The following is a 15,176-nucleotide window of genomic DNA, read 5'->3' as shown; positions in this document are numbered from 1 at the left end:
CATCACCCGGACGGATGCCCGGGCCGAGTTCTGATCGCCCGGATGAACAGCTGCACGTGCCGTCGTGCGGTGGTCGGCCAGTCCGGACCGTACGGCAACGGAGTGGCGATGAGTGTGCCGCAGACGATGACGTCGAAAGCGCTGATGTCGGCGTGGACGGTCCCATCCGCCCGGCCCTCCGCCAGGAAGTCGCCGATCGCCTCGCCGATGCGTACTTTCGCCTCGACGGCATCGTCGTCGGCGAGTGGTCGGCCACCGCGAAGGGGCATCGCCACCAGCTGGTTCGCCATGACGAGACATTCTTCGAGATAGGCCTCGATGGCGTCGGCGCCGGTCAGCCCGTCGGCCTTGATCCGGGTCAAGGCCGCGAGCAACAGTCCGTACCCGCGGCGCTGCAGCTCGGCGAGCAGTCCCGCGCGGTCCGGGAAGGCGCGATAGAACGTCCCCACGCCGACACCGGCGGCGTCCGCGATCTCGCTCAGCGGCACGGTGTGACCGCGTACCGCGATGAGGTCGGCCGCCGTGCGCAGGATCTTCTCTCGGTTCTCGACGGCGTCCCGTCGTTCCGCACGCGGCTGCCGACGGGCTGACTGACCAGCGGGCATCGATCGAGTCTCACACAGGAGCGGCGGTCGTCGAAGTCAGGGCACTGGGTGTCGGGCGAACGCCAGCACGCGATCGGGATCAAGGTGGTCCCTGATGACGCGAAGCCTGTCGAGGTCGACCGGCGGTAGTGCGTCAGCGGTGTCGGGTTGTCCCTCGCGGAAGGCGGGCGCAGACCGACCGATGTCGGCGGCACGGCCCGCATCCTCCACGGCGTCCAGGACCTCGTCGGTCAGCAGACGGCTGTTCTCGTCGACGCCGAGCCCCACCGCGTGCAGAAGGAACGGTCCCGGCACGGTGGTCATCGCCCCCTCGACCTTCGTGAGCTCCCGAGATTGCGTGTGCCGCAACTCGATCATGGCCAATCCGCCGGGTTGCCCGATCCGTGCCGCGCTGAACATCGAGGTCACCAGATCGGCGGCCCCGGCACCCAGCCAGCGCCCGGTACCCCGGGCCGGCACGGCGGCGGGCGGGTCGAGATGGATCTGTGCAAGCGTCCCGGTGTCGCCTGCCGCGGTGGTGTCGACCACGGGTGCCGCCGCGCCGCGTACGGCGGCGCGCATCCGCTCGAGGTGGGTTCCGCCGTCGGGTGACGCGTAGGAGAGGTGGACGACGGTGGTGCCCAGCAGATCGTCGGGGAAGGGCCCCTCGGGCGGCAGGTGCAGCAACGACAGGGAGCTGGTGACCGACGGATCGGCCGTGGCCGTGGCGGCGGCCCACGCCGCAGCAACGGCCGGCAGGGCTTCGGCCGGCCACAAGAGGTAGCCGGTCCACAGTTCTGGGACCGCGACGAGGCCGACCTCGACGGAGGTGGCGATCCCGACCGGGGCGCCACCGCGGAACGCCCACAGTGCCTCCCGGTCGATCCATTCGGGAGCATCGTCGGCTGCGCGGCGAATGCGGCCCGCGCCGTCCACGTACTCGACCGACCGCAAGGTCGCCGAGGCCAGGCCGTGCTTGCGGACGAACCAGCTGACCCCGCCGGTGAACGTGTACCCGGCGACGCCGACCGTCGGCGACGTGCCGCTCAACCCGAGCATTCCGTGCTGCGCCGCCACGGCCTGCACCGCGGGCCACACGGTGCCTGCGCCCACGCGAGCGAGACGCGCGGATGGGTCGACAACGACGGAGTCGAGGGCGGAGGTGTCGAGGAGCACGATGCCCGGACCGATCGGTGCACCGGCACCGTGTCCCGTGGCCTGCACCGCGACACGGTTGCCCGCCGTCGAGGCGACGGTGATCGCACGCGCGACGTCGTCGGCCGAACCCGCCCGCACCACCGCAGCCGGGCGCTGCGGGAAGCTGGAGTTGTCCGGGGCCGTCGCGGCCGCGTAGGCGTCGGTACCGGACTGGTGGGTGACGTGGGGCAGCTCGGTGAGCAGGTCGGCGACGACGGGCTCGGTCATCGTCCCGCCCCCGTCATCGGATCTCGGACGTCGGTCATGGCCCACCTCTCTCACAGCTCGTCGAAGGTCGGGCTCGACCACCACGAACTCGACCACCACCGTGGCGCCGCCCGCCCGTAGCGGATGGATCATTCCGTTTGGCGAAAGCATCCGCGTGTGGACCGCGTTCGTCAAGCGCTCGACACTCCTCGTTCCCGTTAAAACGAGCAGAAGAGCCGTCGGAGACGGACGCGCGGCCAGCGACTGGGCCGCTACGATCAAGCGGAGGAAAAAATCCGGATCATCGAGAGGCGGCAGAGATGTCTCGGTCGGCGCGAATGCAGGGGGCTCGGTGAGCCGCGAACAGCGTGATGCGGTGGACGGTCTGCTCCGAGACGGCCCGTTGGACATCGGTGGGGACGCACACGTCCAACGCCCGATCTTCGAGGCGATGGCAGGTGCTCAGCCGTTGCCCGACGATGTCGCCACCGCCGCCGGCAGCCTGGGCGGGATCCCCGTCGTCGAGATCGAGATCGCCGGCATCCCCACCGCCGACACGATCCTGTTCTTCCACGGCGGTGGGTACGCATTGGGATCCGCGTCGACGTCGCTGGGCCTGGCCTCAGACCTCAGCCGCCACGCAGAAACTCGAGCGATATCGGTGGATTACCGCCTCGCGCCCGAAGATCCTCACCCGGCAGCGGTCGATGATGCGCTCGCGGCCTATCGCGCACTGCTCGCGTCGGGCCGTCCGAACTCGCACATCGCGGTCGCCGGTGAATCTGCCGGGGGTGGACTCGCGTTGGCCACGCTCGTCGCGGCCAGGGACGCCGGCCTGCCCTTGCCCGGTGTGACGGTGCTGATGTCGCCCTGGGTCGACCTGACGCTCGCCGCAGCCACCATGACGAGCAAGGCCGACGTGGACCCCGTGCTGAGCGCAGCGGGTCTGCAGCGTCGCGCCGACGAGTACGCGGGAGATGGCGACCGCACCACGCCGCTGATCAGTCCACTCTTCGCCGACCTCCGAGGTCTTCCCCCACTGCTGATACAAGCCGGTTCACACGAGGTTCTTCTCGACGACGCCACTCGCCTCGCCACCTTCGCGGCAGCTGCCGATGTCAGCGTCGCCCTCGAGGTCACGGCCGGCGTACCCCACGTGTTCCAGGGATTCGCCGGCATCCTCGACGAGGCGGGCGCGGCGTTGGCGAGTGCCGGTGCATTCATCCGCACGCACCTCGGTAACTGATCGGGCGCGGAGACCGGCTGCGCGCGTCGTCGATGACGGCGTTACCGTGGCCGGGGCCGATCCGACGGCCGATGAGGGAGCTCGATGCGTCTGCTGCGCCGTGACGAACTCCTTCTGGCGACGGCTCTGTCGGCGCTCGGGGGCTTCGTCGATGCCGTCGGCTACATCCTTCTGGGTGGCTACTTCCTCTCCTTCATGAGTGGGAACACGACTCGTCTCGCTGTCGGGGTGACGCAACCCAGCGGGGCGGTCGTCGTGCAGACGGGAACGCTTCTGGCGGCGTTCTTCGCGGGAGTTCTCGTCGGTGCCGCCACAGTTCGTCTCGTACCCGCGCGTCCGGCGGTGCTCGTGGTGGTCACGGCGGCGTTGGGGTGTGGCGCGCTGGTGGTGCAGTGGGGTTTCCGACCTGCGGGTGTGGCGATCGTGGCCGCGGCGATGGGTGCCATGAACTCGGTCTTCCAGCGCGACGGGGAGGTCGCGGTCGGCCTGACCTACATGACCGGCACGCTGGTCAAAGCAGGGCAGCGGCTCGTCGACGCGCTCAGCGGCGGACCGCGGTGGTTGTGGCTGCGGTACCTGTCCATGTGGGCGGCTCTCGCCGGGGGTGCCGTGACGGGCGCATTCGCGTACCGCGGGATGGGAACCGGCGCGCTGTGGCTCGCCGCCGCGTCGGCGGGGGTTCTGACTGCTGTCACACCACTGTTCGAACGTCGGCAGAGGCTGCGGGTGATGCTCCCCCGGGTCAGTGCACCCGGCCCGGCTCCCGGGTCGGAGTCGCATCGATGAGGATCTGCGCGGCATCGCGGGCGAGTCGGGCCGACGACGGGTCGCCGGTGATCGCCGATGTCGTCTGAGCGCCTTCGGCCAGCAAGACCAGTTGGCGTGCAAGAGATTCGGGGGCACCGATCCTCGCGACGAGGTCGTCGACGTAGACCTGGAAGGACTCCTTGTGTTCCCGCGCTGCCCGGGCCACACGCTCGGAGGTGCCGCCGAGTTCGCCGAAGGCGTTGATGAAGGCGCAGCCGCGGAAGTCGTCGGTGGCGAACCAGGTCGCGAGGAAGTCGAAGATCCCGAGGAGCTTGCCGCGTCCGTCGTCGTGCCGTCCCACGGCCTCGGCGATCCCGTCGACCCACATGGCGTGCCGACGCTCGAGGACGGCGAGCACGATGGCGTCCTTGCCGTCGAACTCCGCGTAGAGACGCTTGAGCGACACCCCGGCCTCGGCGCGGAGCTCGTCCATGCCGACCTGCTGGATGCCGCGCTCGTAGAAGAGGCGATCCGCGGCGCTGACGATGGCGTCCCTGGTTTCTCCGGTGACGATCATCGGCTCATCCTACTTGACTGGAGAACGATGGTTCTCTACGCTGCGTCCAGCGGAGAACGGACGTTCTCCCGCGTGATCGGTCGAAGGAGAGACGGCATGGCATACGTGACGACCGTGGGCACGGAGAACTCGGCGCCCATCGAGCTCTACTACGAGGACCACGGCAGCGGGCAGCCGGTCGTGCTCATCCACGGCTATCCCCTCGACGGGTCGTCGTGGGAGAAGCAGACGCAGGCCTTGCTCGACGCGGGCTACCGCGTCATCACCTACGACCGTCGTGGCTTCGGCAAGTCCAGTCGCCCGACCATCGGCCACGACTACGACACCTACGCCGCCGACCTGAAGGCCGTCCTCGACACCCTGGACCTCAACGACGCTGTCCTCGTGGGCTTCTCGATGGGGACCGGCGAGGTCGCCCGGTACATCGCCAACCACGGCTCGAGCCGGGTGTCCAAGGCCGTGTTCCTCGGTTCGCTCGAGCCGTTCCTGTTGCAGACCGACGACAACCCGACCGGTGTCCCGCAGGACGTGTTCGACGGTCTCGCCGACGCCGTGAAGTCCGATCGCTACGCGTTCTTCACCAGCTTCTTCCAGAACTTCTTCAACACCGACGACTACCTCGGCAATCGGCTGTCGCAGGAGGCGCTCGACGCCAACACCCAGCTGGCCTACAACGCCTCGCCGTATGCGTCGATCCACGCCCAGCCGACCTGGCTGACCGACTTCCGCGAGGACATCCCCAAGATCGACGTCCCCACGCTGATCGTCCACGGCACCGCGGACAACATCCTCCCGATCGACTCGACCGGTCGTGAATTCCACAAGGCTCATCCCGACGCCGAGTACGTGGAGATCGAGGGCGCCCCGCACGGGCTGCTCTGGACACACCACGCCGAGGTCAACGAGGTCCTGCTCGACTTCCTCGCGAAGTAACCACCTGCGCCACCGGCCGCACCCGAACCCGGGGGCGGCCGGTTCGCGTCTCCGGCCCGGCCGTCGTGGGACCGTGGTGGCGATGGCCCCGCACCGCGCAGTCTCCGAGGCGACGCTCGGCGCATGGGTGTTCACGGCGAGCGGCGCACGTCGGGACGTCCTGCGCGACCTCGCCGCGGGTCGGACGCAGATCGAGAGCCGCTGCGTCGCCGACAACTACCGCACCGCGATGATGCGGTCCGGGCACCGTGCGATCCTCTGGCTCAGCGGTCCCGCGACCGGCCGCACGCCGCGCGGCGTATGGGGACTCGGGTGGATCGCCGGACACGCCGGGCGGGACGGGTCGGGGCAGTGGGTGGTGCCCACCGACATCACGCTGCTCGACCCCGATCACGCGGTGCGCGCGACGCACATCCGCGAGATCCCCACGCTGGCCGGGATGGAGGTCCTCCGCGTACCGGCCGCGAGCAACCCGTCATGGGTCGACGTCGACCAGCTCGCGGTGTTGCGCGAACTGCTGCCCGCGTGGCCTGCGCGCCCCCGCTGACACGCCTCAGCGCCGCGGGGGATTCCCCAGCTGCCGTTGGAACAGCCCGCCGAGCACGTCGCCGACCTGGTCCACGAACGCCTGCCGTACGGCGGGGTCGCCGAGAACCGTCCCGACATCGGTCGTCGAACACCCTGTGCGGGCGGGCTTCCCGTCGAGGCGGTCGTTCATCCACAGCATGGCGGGGAGGAAGCCGGCGACGGCGAGCGAGATGTGCTCGCTGAAGTGGTCACGTACGTACTCGACGCGCGCACCGGGCGACGCGCAGTAGGTGCGCACCAGTGCGTCGACGGGACCGACCGGTGCGATCCAGTCCGGGTGTGACTGATAGACGAAGAGAGGAATCGTCGGCGTGGTCGACCCCATCTTCAGCTGTGCCAGAACTCGTCTCGGCACGGGCTGATCGAGAGGATCGCCGGGGCCGCTGAACAGGCCCTTGATGTCGACGAACGGTGCGAGGGCCGCCTGATAGGCCAGACACAGCGGGTTCTTGGCCGTCAACAGGGCGCGCCCCAGCGGGTTCACGTGCGTGGCCAGGAATCGCGCGAGCTCCGGGTACTCGCGGCTGACACCGATGACCCCGGCCATGATGAGTCCCGATCCCAGGTTCCGGTTCGCCAGGTCGACCAGCGCGCGGATGTCGGCAGGCACCCCGCCCTCGGCCGCAGCGGTGATGTGCAGTTCCGGCGCGTAGCTCCGTTGCAACTCGGCCGCCCAGCCTGTCGCGATGGCACCGCCGGAATAGCCCATCAACCCGATTCGCGCGTCCGGCGCGAGAGCCAGCGGCCTGAACGACCGTGCGGCTCGGATCCCGTCGAGCACGATCCGTCCCGCGAGCGGGCCGGCGGCGAACGCCGACCGGGGCCCCTCATGGTCGGGGACCACCACCGACGACCCGGTCGCGAGGAGCGACGCGATCTGCAGCACCTCCAGGGACGAGTCGATCGAGCCGCTGAGGTTCCCGGGGACCGACCCCTGCTGCAGCACGTACGACGGGGCGCAGTACTGCGCCGTCGAATCCTCCGCCGACTGCCACGACACCAGGCGGCGGGTCTTGCCGGGGTCCGTGCCCCGGGGCGTGATGAGGGTCGCGACCGCGGGGATCGGCTCGCCCCGGGTGTTCGTCGAGCGGTACGACACCTGCCAGGCGTCGACCGCGAGCGGTACCACCGAGAACGCGGCGAGACTGATCCGGCGGGCGGCGAGGATCTGTCCGGGATGCGCGGCGGTGACCTCGGCGGCGGGCGGCGCATAGAAGCGCGGGTCGAACTCCGGCGGCAGGGGGACCGTCCCGAACGGGGGTGCCGGGGCGATCGACGGTGCCGCCGGTTGCGGGGCCGCCCCTGCTCCCGGGGCGACCGTCGCCGCCGCGAGTCCCCCGCAGATCGCCACCACCGCCACGCACCGCGCGATCCATCCCTGCTGTCGTCGACCCCGCACGCGACTCCCTCTCGGAAATGTGAGACACCGATGACTCACTCGTGGGCGAAAGCTACCGCAGGGTGAGCCACGCCACAAGGGCCGGGGGAGCCCGACCGTGTCAGGGGGTGAGGAAGGCCAGCAGGATCCGGGCCAGCACGTCCGCGATCGTGTCCAGGTCGGGTCGATCGGGCCCGGCTGTGCTCCACCGGTGGACGACAGCCGTGAGGGCGCCGACGAAACCGATCGCGCGGTAGGAGTCCTCGACCGCATCACCTGCGGGACGGCCGGCGTAGTCGCGTACGGCCGAGCCCAGGAAGTCGACCCACACCTCGCGGCCGGCCAGTCGGTGCTCCTCGACGCGGGGACTCACGCCGACGATCTCGACGAAGACGATCGCCGCGCGCCGACGGTCGGTGCCGATCGACCGCATGAACGCCTTCATCGCCGCCCGCGCGAGCGTCGGCAGATCGTCCGTGGCGGCCGCGGCGAGATCGGCTCCGACCTCGGACCGAGCCTGCGTCTGCACCTCGTCGTAAGCGGCGAGCAGCAGAGACTCGCGATCGGGGAACTCCTCGTAGAACTGCCGCCGCGACAGGCCGGCCTCCCGGCAGATCACGGTCACCGAACTCCCGGCGTAACCGGACGTCCCGAACACCTCGATCGCGGCGTCGACGAACCGCCGCCGCCGCTCCGCGCGCCGATCGGCCACCGACCGACCTGCGTACGTGCGGGCGGCGCCGGCGTCGGTGGTCACGACTCGAGGCGGCGTGCGCGCAGCTCGTGCCCCTTCGAGGTCAGGCAGCGGCCGGTCGGCAGATCCCAGGACCACCCGTGCAGGTTGCACGTCAGCTTCTCGCCCTCGACGACCCCGAACGCCGACAGGTCGGCCTTGAGGTGCGGGCAGCGTCGCTGGATCTCCCACCCGTCCTTCTCGATGGACGCGGTGTCGTCGTGGGCCTCGGAGAACCAGCCGTCGGCGTACGCGATGCGTTCCGGCGTCAGGCATTTGAAGAACGTGTACAGGAACTCGTTGTACCCGCCGACGCGCCACGTGGTGAACCGTGTCGACAGGAAGATCGTGTTCACCCAGTCGGGCTCGTCGTCGCGGAGGACGGTGCGGACGAGCTCCGGGGCGATACGGAACCCGTAGCGGTACTTCCCCTCACCCTCCTTGGGTTCGCGCACGATCCGGTTCGGGAAGTCCAGGACCACGGTCTCCTCGCCGATGACGAGGCCCACGGGGTACCCGATCCCGTCGGAGATGAGATCGCTGGCGCCCATGATGGGTTCGAACGTCGAGCGCAGCGCCGGCAACAGCGGACCGGTGTCGTCGGAGGCCCAGGTCGCCTTCTCCGCGGCGATCACCGGCGCGAACTTCTCCGCCATCCGCTCGAGGTAGGCGGCCTTGTTCTCGCCGAACACCTCGTCCGGGGCGTAGGGGTGTTCCAGTGAGATCAGTTCGGACCCATGCAGATCCACCGTCGACCCCGACACCATCATCAGACCGCGGTGCTTCGTCCCGTCGTCGGTCCCATGTTCACGCATCTGCTCGAGGAACGTCGCCTGGTCGGGGAAGATGCTCGTCGCGCGGCCCTTGTCGTCGACGTCCCCGGTGTCGTTGAGATACCGCAGCTCGTCGTCGAGGAACATCGGCGGACCCGCCGACGGGACGACCCAGGTGGCGCCGACCTGCTCGATGTAGGACCGTGCGCGGTCCATCCCGCGCTGGCGCTTCTGCGCGGCGAAGTTCGCCTTGGTCCGCTTCGGGATGTCGTAGACCATCGGGTACCAGATGGCCCCCGAGTACTGCAGGAGGTGGATGTCGACCCCGCCGAACGCGTCGTGCACCACCGACAGGTCCACCGGTCGCGCGTCGTTCATGTTGAAGCACGTGGTCTCGCCGTCGGAGACGACGAGACCCGAGTCGCCGATCGGCCCGTCGGCCGGCGCACGCAGCGCGACGATCATCACCTCGAGGCTGCCGCGATCGGTGGAGACGGTGGTCTTCACCGAGTCCTCGGTCTCGACGAAACGATGGAAGCCGAGCGCCTCGAGTTCACGCCGCAGATCCGGCACGGGGTAGTCGGGCAGGAGGACCTGCGCGTCCTTGTTCACGTTCTCGGCGAGGTTCCGCGCGTCGAAGTGGTCGCGGTGCAGGTGCGAGACGTAGAGGAAGTCGCAGTCGCCCAGGGACGCCCAGTCGAGTTCGCTGTTGTCCGGGAAGGGGAACCACGACGCGAAGTACGCCGGGTTGACCCACGGGTCGCACAGGATCGTCCCGGCTGCCGTCCGGATGTGGAATCCCGCGTGCCCGACGCTGGTGACCTGCACGTGTGTCCGTCCTCTCGCGTGGTCGTCTGCTCGGGACGAGGATAGTCGCGGCCCCGTCCGTGACCCGAGACGTGCAGGTGAGACCGCCCATTAGGGTGGTCGTCGTGGAACCCGCCTACGACACCGTCATCGCCGTCGCCCGCTCGATGTGGGCGGTGCAGGGCCTGAAGTTCACCGTCACCGGTCAGGAGAACATCCCGACCGACGGCGGCGCGGTCGTCGCGATCAACCACACCGGCTACATGGACTTCACCTACGCCGGACTGCCCGCCTTCCTGCACGGCCGCCGCAAGGTGCGGTTCATGGCGAAGAAGGAGGTCTTCGACTCGAAGCTCAGTGGACCGATCATGCGGGCCCTGCGTCACATCCCCGTCGACCGCGAGGCCGGGGCGGACAGTTACCAGGCCGCCGTCGAGTACCTGCGGCGCGGCGAACTCGTCGGTGTGTACCCCGAGGCCACGATCAGCCGCAGCTTCGAGATCAAGGACTTCAAGACGGGGGCCGCGCGCATGGCGTTGGAATCCGGTGTCCCGATCGTCCCGCACGTCATCTGGGGTGCCCAGCGGGTCTGGACCAAGGGCCACCCCAAGAACATGGGCCGGTCGAACGTGCCCATCCACATCACCGTCGCACCCCCGATCGCCCCCGAGGGCGACCCGGAGAGCCTCACCGCCCGTCTACACGAGGTGATGGTGGAGACGCTGCACCGGACGCAGGAGAGCTACGGCCCGCACCCGGCGGGAGAGTTCTGGGTCCCCGCACGACTCGGCGGTGGCGCGCCGACGCTCGACGAGGCGAACGCGATGGACGCCGAGGAGATCGCCGAGCGCGCTCGGCGCCGCGCGGACCGTGAGGGTCCGACCGGCTGACCCGATCAGATGTCGGTGGAGCGGGCGCGATCGCCACCCGCCCGTTTCGCCTCGTACATCAGCCCGTCGGCCCGTCGCACGGCGTCGCGGAAGTCGTCGGCGGCTCGCCGCGGTGACGACGGCCCGGTCACGACGGCCGCGCCGACGCTGGCCGTCACGTTCAGCGGTGACGCACCGCCTCCCACCGTCAAGCGCAGCGCAGGCGCCAGCGCGTCGACACGTGCCAGGACGTCGTCGCGGGTGCCGACCAGAACCGCCATGAACTCCTCGCCACCGGTCCGGCCGACCACCGCGCCGTCGCCCGCTGCGGCGAGCATCGCGCCCGCCAGACGCTGCAGGACGTCGTCGCCCTCGTCGTGACCGAAGGTGTCGTTGACGACCTTGAAGTCGTCGACGTCCACGACGACCACCCCGACGACACCGCCGACAGCACGGGCCCTGCTCCACGCCACCTCGAGCGACGCCTCCAGGCCGCGTCGATTGCGCAGCCCGGTGAGGGGATCGCGCACCGACTGGCGCGCGTCGGCCGACAGCAGCGTCCACGCGACGTGCGACGCGATCGGCGCACCACACACGGCCGTCACCATGGCGACGGCACCGGAGCCCACGCCGAACAGGTCGACGACGTCGGTGCGTGCGACCCGCCAGGCGCTGAGGACGATGAACCAGAACGCGAACGTCAGGTGCGCGACGACCCATCGCGCGCTGACGAAGTACACGCAGATGGTGCTGGTGAGCGCCAGCAGCACGCAGCCGAAGGCCCCGTCGAGCGGCGGCAGTGTGAGCATGACGGCGGCGACACCGAGGTCCCCGAAGATCAGCAGGCCGACGAAGTAGGCCCGGGCCCGTCGCGCAGTCCGCGGCATCGGCAGTCGCATGATCGCCACCACGACAACCGCCTGCAGCACGAGGATCGCCAGGGTGAGGGCCGTCCCCCACACACCCCGAGGGCCGCGGGAACTCAGCAGGGCCAGCACGGATCCGAGCGCCATCATGGCCGTGGCGGCGGCGAGCGCGAACCGCAGCTGGCGGTTCAGCGGTCGCATCGAGTGGTGATGGATGATCCACAGGTAGTCGTACGGGCTGACCAGCCACATCCAGAACGCGCGCGGCCAGTCACCCGCGCCCACCCGCAGCATCCGGGGCTGTGATCGCAGGGACGTCATCCGACGCTCACCGCGACCGCGCGGCTGCGCGTCGGGTCCGCGACCGCGTCACGCGGTCGGCCGACCGCCGCCACGGTCGCGTCCGTCGAACCGAATATCCCCAGAGTGAACTCCTCCCCACCTGCCGGGGTCGCCACCGCCCCGGCAGTCCCGCGGTGTCCGACACCGTCGCCCATCCCACAGCACGACATCGCGCCCCCCGTTCCGTCCATCACCGACCATCATCGCCGGGACGGCGGACCTCGATACCCTTGTCGCATGGAACCGGTGTACCGGTCGCTGGAGATCGCGGCGCACACGCTCGCGGCCGCCCAGGGCATGCGGCTGACGGTTGTGGACGAAGGCAACGTGCCGTCGGAGGGCGGAGCGGTGATCGCGCTCAATCACACGGGGTACGTGGACTTCCTGCCCGCCGCGCTCGGCGTGTACCGCGCAGGTCGTCGCATCCGCTACATGATCAAGTCCGAGATGATGGACATCCGCGTCGTGCGGTTCCTCATCGAGCACACCCACACGGTCCCGGTCGACCGCTCGGCGGGGTCGGAGGCCTACGCGGTCGCGGTGCAGGAGCTCCGAGAGGGGTATCTGCTCGGCGTGTACCCGGAGGCCACGATCAGCCGCAGCTTCGAGCTCAAGGACTTCAAGACCGGCGCGGTCCGCATGGCCGCGGACGCGGGTGTGCCGATCGTCCCCTGCGTGATGTGGGGTGCGCAGCGTCAGTGGTCCAAGGGCACCCGACGACGGATGGGGCGGCACCGCATCCCGATCACGGTCCGCTTCGGTGCGCCGATGACCGTCACGGCCGACGCCGATCCCGCCGCGGAGACCGCCCGGCTGAAGTCGGTGATGTCGGGCCTGCTCGACGAGATCCGTGCGGGCTACCCGGGTCATCCCGCCGGCGCGGACTGGGTGCCGGCCGCGATGGGCGGGTCGGCGCCCACGCTCGCGGAGGCCCGCGAGATCGAGGTCGTCGAAGAACGCGAGAAGGCGGCGGCCCGTGCCGCGAAACGTGCGGGGCGTGCGTGAGGCGACACCGATTCGGGCCACCGTCGCTGATCGTGAGCGACGTCGACGGCACCCTCATCGACGACGACGGCACCGTTCGATCGCTGACCCGGCGCACCCTGGCCACGGCCGCCGAGCGGGGCGTCCCGTTCGTCCTGGCGACAGGGCGCCCACCGCGATGGATCGACGAGATCGCACGGCAGCTGCCGCACGCCACCTACGCGGTGTGCGCCAACGGCGCGATCGTGTACGACATCGTGCACGACTCGATCCTGCACGCGTCGACGCTGTCCACCGCCGCGCTCACCGAGCTCGCCGAGGCCGCGCGACGCGAGCTCCCCGGCTGCGGTCTGGCCGCCGAGCGGGTGGGTGATCCGGGGGAGGACGCGGCCACCCCCACGTTCGTCGCCGACCCCGGATACGAACACGCCTGGCTCAACCCCGACCACATCGAGGTCGGTGACGACGAGGTGATCGCGGCCCCGGCGGTGAAGCTGCTGATCCGCGCGTCCTCGATGCGCAGCGGTGACATGGCCGCGCGGATGCGGGCGGCGGTCGACGGACGCGCCGCCATCACCTTCTCCACCGACAACGGGCTCATCGAGATCGCCCAGCCCGGCATCGACAAGGCCAGCGGCCTGCGCATCCTCGCCGACATCGCCTCACTGTCCACCGACGCCGTCGTGGCCTTCGGGGACATGCCCAACGACATCGAGATGCTGCGGTGGGCCGGTCACGGCGTGGCCATGGCCAACGCCCACCCGGACGCCCGTCGCGCCGCCGACGAGGTCACCACCGGCAACGAGAACGAGGGCGTCGGACGGGTCCTGGCTCGCTGGTTCGCGTGAGCCCCACGGACGATGTCGATCCGGACAAAGCCGACGTCGACCCTCCCGTGGACAGTGGTCTGGCCATAGGACACACTGGTGTGATGGACATCGCACAGAACCGTCGAAGCATCGTTCGTGCCGTTGCCGGGGGGATCGCCGCGACTGCTGCAGTTGCGGGTCTCGTCACCGTCGGCGCCGGCACGTCCTCCGCCGCACCGCAGACCGAGCAGCTCTACACCAAGACCTTCACGTCGCGGTACTACCCGACGCCGCAGAGCGCGGTCATCGGTGCCGAGGTCGCTCTCTACTTCTTCAACTCGCAGCGCCTGAACGGCAACCAGGCGTGCGTCGAGCAGCCGAACCCGGCGGTGAAGCTGGACAGGCCGGTCGGGTGGACCGCCACCATCACCGCGCTCTGCCTCCCCGACGTCGGCACCGCCCGCTCGGCCGCGCCGGTCACCGGCTGACGCATCGCGATCGCGTCACCGGGGGGTGATGCGGCGACCTGACACGAGGGCGCCCCGCCGGTCCGGCGGGGCGCCCTCGTCGTCCGCAGTACGGATCAGTCGCGATCCAGCAGGCCCAGGCGATCGGCCCGGGACAGGACCGCCTCGGCGCGACCGAGGGTCGGGAGCGCGCTGCCGTCGTAGACGTCGCCACCCCCGCCGAACTGTGCGACGGTCTCGCGTGCGCCGGCGATGTCGTCGGCCGACGGTCCGAGCAGGTCGTTGACGCGGGCGGCGTGGTCGGCGTCGAGGCACAGGCGTGCGGTCATCCCCATGCTCGCCGTCACGCCGGTCTCCTCGTCGAGCCGGTCGCCGGCGTTCTTCAGGGTCGGCCCGTCGATGGGGGCGGGGAGGCCGGCGGCGCGTGAGGCGACGACGAGCCGGCCGCGTGCGTAGGCCAGTGCCATCGGGTCGGCGGAGACACCGGTGTCGCGTCGGAAGTCACCGAGACCGAACGCCAGGCGCACGCACCCCGCGCGGCGGGCGATCTCCGACGCACACTCGACGCCGAGCGCCGACTCGACTAGTGCCACCACGGGGACCCGTGCGCCGAGACGGCCGAGAGTCGCGGCGATCTGCATCGGCGACTCGGTCTTGGCCAGCACGATGCCGGCGAGTCCGTGGGCGTCGGCCACGGCGGTGAGGTCGTCGGACCAGTCGGGTGTGCCGGCGGTGCTGATGCGCACCCATGCGCGGTGGGTGGACAGCCAGGACCGTACGGCGCGACGACCCTCCGCGCGGAGGGCGGCGGGGAGGCCGTCCTCGAGATCGAGGACGACGGCGTCGGCGGCGGAGTCGTCGGCTGCTCGCAGTGCCTCGTCGTCGTCGGGACGACCGGGGACGAGCAGCCAACTACGGGCCACGTCCAGCGGCGGGCGGCGGTCGTGGGTGGCGGTCCGGGGGAACTCGGGGGCGACGGTCACAGATCACACCTTCTCGGTCGACGTGTCCCCGATCATCCCGGGGGCCGTCGGCCGGGGGAAGGTTGTGCTCATTGTGTTCATCCCGC

At 70.2% G+C, this 15,176-nt stretch carries 16 protein-coding genes; 8 read left to right on the top strand and 8 right to left on the bottom strand.

Going from position 1 to position 15,176, the window contains the following annotated elements:
- Nucleotides 1-2: 2 nt before the first annotated feature.
- Together ACXVUM_RS06490 and ACXVUM_RS06485 are read right to left on the bottom strand one after the other, a co-directional pair.
- On the bottom strand, nucleotides 3-605 hold the full coding sequence (locus ACXVUM_RS06490) for a TetR/AcrR family transcriptional regulator (protein ID WP_458521014.1): 603 nt from the start codon (nucleotides 603-605) through the stop codon (nucleotides 3-5).
- A 36-nt stretch (nucleotides 606-641) separates the two neighbouring features.
- Nucleotides 642-2,009, bottom strand: a complete 1,368-nt coding sequence (locus ACXVUM_RS06485) for an FAD-binding oxidoreductase (RefSeq protein WP_458521013.1) — start codon at nucleotides 2,007-2,009, stop codon at nucleotides 642-644.
- 100 nt (nucleotides 2,010-2,109) lie between these two features.
- Between ACXVUM_RS06485 and ACXVUM_RS06480 the strand changes: the two genes are divergently transcribed.
- Both ACXVUM_RS06480 and ACXVUM_RS06475 read left to right on the top strand, forming a co-directional pair.
- Nucleotides 2,110-3,234: an alpha/beta hydrolase gene (locus tag ACXVUM_RS06480; protein WP_458521012.1), complete on the top strand. Its 1,125-nt coding sequence runs from the start codon at nucleotides 2,110-2,112 to the stop codon at nucleotides 3,232-3,234.
- 84 nt (nucleotides 3,235-3,318) lie between these two features.
- Entirely contained in the window at nucleotides 3,319-4,020 is a 702-nt protein-coding gene (locus ACXVUM_RS06475) for a YoaK family protein (protein ID WP_458521011.1), read from the top strand.
- Here ACXVUM_RS06475 and ACXVUM_RS06470 read toward each other — a convergent pair.
- The gene (locus tag ACXVUM_RS06470) at nucleotides 3,977-4,558 is read right to left on the bottom strand and encodes a TetR/AcrR family transcriptional regulator (protein ID WP_458521010.1); all 582 of its coding nucleotides are present in this window, start codon (nucleotides 4,556-4,558) and stop codon (nucleotides 3,977-3,979) included. The genes ACXVUM_RS06475 and ACXVUM_RS06470 overlap by 44 nt on opposite strands.
- 96 nt (nucleotides 4,559-4,654) lie before the next feature.
- Between ACXVUM_RS06470 and ACXVUM_RS06465 the strand changes: the two genes are divergently transcribed.
- Together ACXVUM_RS06465 and ACXVUM_RS06460 are read left to right on the top strand one after the other, a co-directional pair.
- On the top strand, nucleotides 4,655-5,491 hold the full coding sequence (locus ACXVUM_RS06465; RefSeq protein ID WP_458521009.1) for an alpha/beta fold hydrolase: 837 nt from the start codon (nucleotides 4,655-4,657) through the stop codon (nucleotides 5,489-5,491).
- Between the two features lie 82 nt (nucleotides 5,492-5,573).
- Nucleotides 5,574-6,038, top strand: coding sequence for a hypothetical protein (locus tag ACXVUM_RS06460; protein WP_458521008.1), 465 nt, complete (start codon nucleotides 5,574-5,576; stop codon nucleotides 6,036-6,038).
- A 6-nt stretch (nucleotides 6,039-6,044) separates the two neighbouring features.
- Here the strand turns inward: ACXVUM_RS06460 and ACXVUM_RS06455 are convergent, their stop codons facing one another.
- The 3 genes from ACXVUM_RS06455 to ACXVUM_RS06445 all read right to left on the bottom strand — a co-directional run bounded on the left by ACXVUM_RS06455 (nucleotide 6,045) and on the right by ACXVUM_RS06445 (nucleotide 9,791).
- Nucleotides 6,045-7,478 (bottom strand): lipase family protein, encoded by a 1,434-nt coding sequence (locus ACXVUM_RS06455; protein WP_458521007.1) that lies wholly within the window; start codon nucleotides 7,476-7,478, stop codon nucleotides 6,045-6,047.
- 100 nt (nucleotides 7,479-7,578) lie between these two features.
- A complete protein-coding gene (locus ACXVUM_RS06450) occupies nucleotides 7,579-8,214 on the bottom strand; it encodes a TetR/AcrR family transcriptional regulator (RefSeq protein ID WP_458521006.1) in 636 nt (211 codons plus the stop codon).
- Complete coding sequence (locus ACXVUM_RS06445) at nucleotides 8,211-9,791, bottom strand: Rieske 2Fe-2S domain-containing protein (RefSeq protein WP_458521005.1); 1,581 nt, start codon at nucleotides 9,789-9,791, stop codon at nucleotides 8,211-8,213. Before ACXVUM_RS06445 ends, ACXVUM_RS06450 begins: the two co-directional genes overlap by 4 nt.
- Before the next feature lie 104 nt (nucleotides 9,792-9,895).
- On the opposite strand from ACXVUM_RS06445, the gene ACXVUM_RS06440 reads away from it, so the two are divergent.
- Nucleotides 9,896-10,660, top strand: a complete 765-nt coding sequence (locus ACXVUM_RS06440) for a lysophospholipid acyltransferase family protein (RefSeq protein ID WP_458521004.1) — start codon at nucleotides 9,896-9,898, stop codon at nucleotides 10,658-10,660.
- Between the two features lie 5 nt (nucleotides 10,661-10,665).
- Here ACXVUM_RS06440 and ACXVUM_RS06435 read toward each other — a convergent pair whose 3' ends face one another.
- Entirely contained in the window at nucleotides 10,666-11,826 is a 1,161-nt protein-coding gene (locus tag ACXVUM_RS06435; RefSeq protein ID WP_458521003.1) for a diguanylate cyclase domain-containing protein, read from the bottom strand.
- A gap of 258 nt (nucleotides 11,827-12,084) precedes the next feature.
- On the opposite strand from ACXVUM_RS06435, the gene ACXVUM_RS06430 reads away from it, so the two are divergent.
- From ACXVUM_RS06430 to ACXVUM_RS06420, 3 genes are all read left to right on the top strand, one after another.
- On the top strand, nucleotides 12,085-12,852 hold the full coding sequence (locus ACXVUM_RS06430) for a lysophospholipid acyltransferase family protein (protein ID WP_458521002.1): 768 nt from the start codon (nucleotides 12,085-12,087) through the stop codon (nucleotides 12,850-12,852).
- A 32-nt stretch (nucleotides 12,853-12,884) separates the two neighbouring features.
- Nucleotides 12,885-13,679, top strand: a complete 795-nt coding sequence (locus ACXVUM_RS06425) for an HAD family hydrolase (protein ID WP_458521001.1) — start codon at nucleotides 12,885-12,887, stop codon at nucleotides 13,677-13,679.
- 83 nt (nucleotides 13,680-13,762) lie between these two features.
- Nucleotides 13,763-14,128, top strand: a complete 366-nt coding sequence (locus ACXVUM_RS06420) for a hypothetical protein (protein ID WP_458521000.1) — start codon at nucleotides 13,763-13,765, stop codon at nucleotides 14,126-14,128.
- A gap of 95 nt (nucleotides 14,129-14,223) precedes the next feature.
- Here the strand turns inward: ACXVUM_RS06420 and ACXVUM_RS06415 are convergent, their stop codons facing one another.
- Nucleotides 14,224-15,090: an HpcH/HpaI aldolase/citrate lyase family protein gene (locus tag ACXVUM_RS06415; RefSeq protein WP_458520999.1), complete on the bottom strand. Its 867-nt coding sequence runs from the start codon at nucleotides 15,088-15,090 to the stop codon at nucleotides 14,224-14,226.
- Nucleotides 15,091-15,176: the final 86 nt, after the last annotated feature.

The sequence above is a fragment of the Williamsia sp. SKLECPSW1 genome (assembly GCF_054332755.1).
The sequence above is the reverse complement of the archived record's forward strand: the minus strand, read 5'-3'. Positions and strand labels throughout refer to the sequence as shown.

What these genes read in the sequence shown, in the direction of transcription:
- ACXVUM_RS06490 (WP_458521014.1), bottom strand. Translation starts at nt 605, where the DNA reads ATGCCCGCTGGTCAGTCAGCCCGTCGGCAGCCGCGTGCGGAACGACGG.
- ACXVUM_RS06485 (WP_458521013.1), bottom strand. Translation starts at nt 2,009, where the DNA reads ATGACCGAGCCCGTCGTCGCCGACCTGCTCACCGAGCTGCCCCACGTC.
- ACXVUM_RS06475 (WP_458521011.1), top strand. Translation starts at nt 3,319, where the DNA reads ATGCGTCTGCTGCGCCGTGACGAACTCCTTCTGGCGACGGCTCTGTCG.
- ACXVUM_RS06470 (WP_458521010.1), bottom strand. Translation starts at nt 4,558, where the DNA reads ATGATCGTCACCGGAGAAACCAGGGACGCCATCGTCAGCGCCGCGGAT.
- ACXVUM_RS06465 (WP_458521009.1), top strand. Translation starts at nt 4,655, where the DNA reads ATGGCATACGTGACGACCGTGGGCACGGAGAACTCGGCGCCCATCGAG.
- ACXVUM_RS06460 (WP_458521008.1), top strand. Translation starts at nt 5,574, where the DNA reads ATGGCCCCGCACCGCGCAGTCTCCGAGGCGACGCTCGGCGCATGGGTG.
- ACXVUM_RS06435 (WP_458521003.1), bottom strand. Translation starts at nt 11,826, where the DNA reads ATGACGTCCCTGCGATCACAGCCCCGGATGCTGCGGGTGGGCGCGGGT.
- ACXVUM_RS06430 (WP_458521002.1), top strand. Translation starts at nt 12,085, where the DNA reads ATGGAACCGGTGTACCGGTCGCTGGAGATCGCGGCGCACACGCTCGCG.
- ACXVUM_RS06420 (WP_458521000.1), top strand. Translation starts at nt 13,763, where the DNA reads ATGGACATCGCACAGAACCGTCGAAGCATCGTTCGTGCCGTTGCCGGG.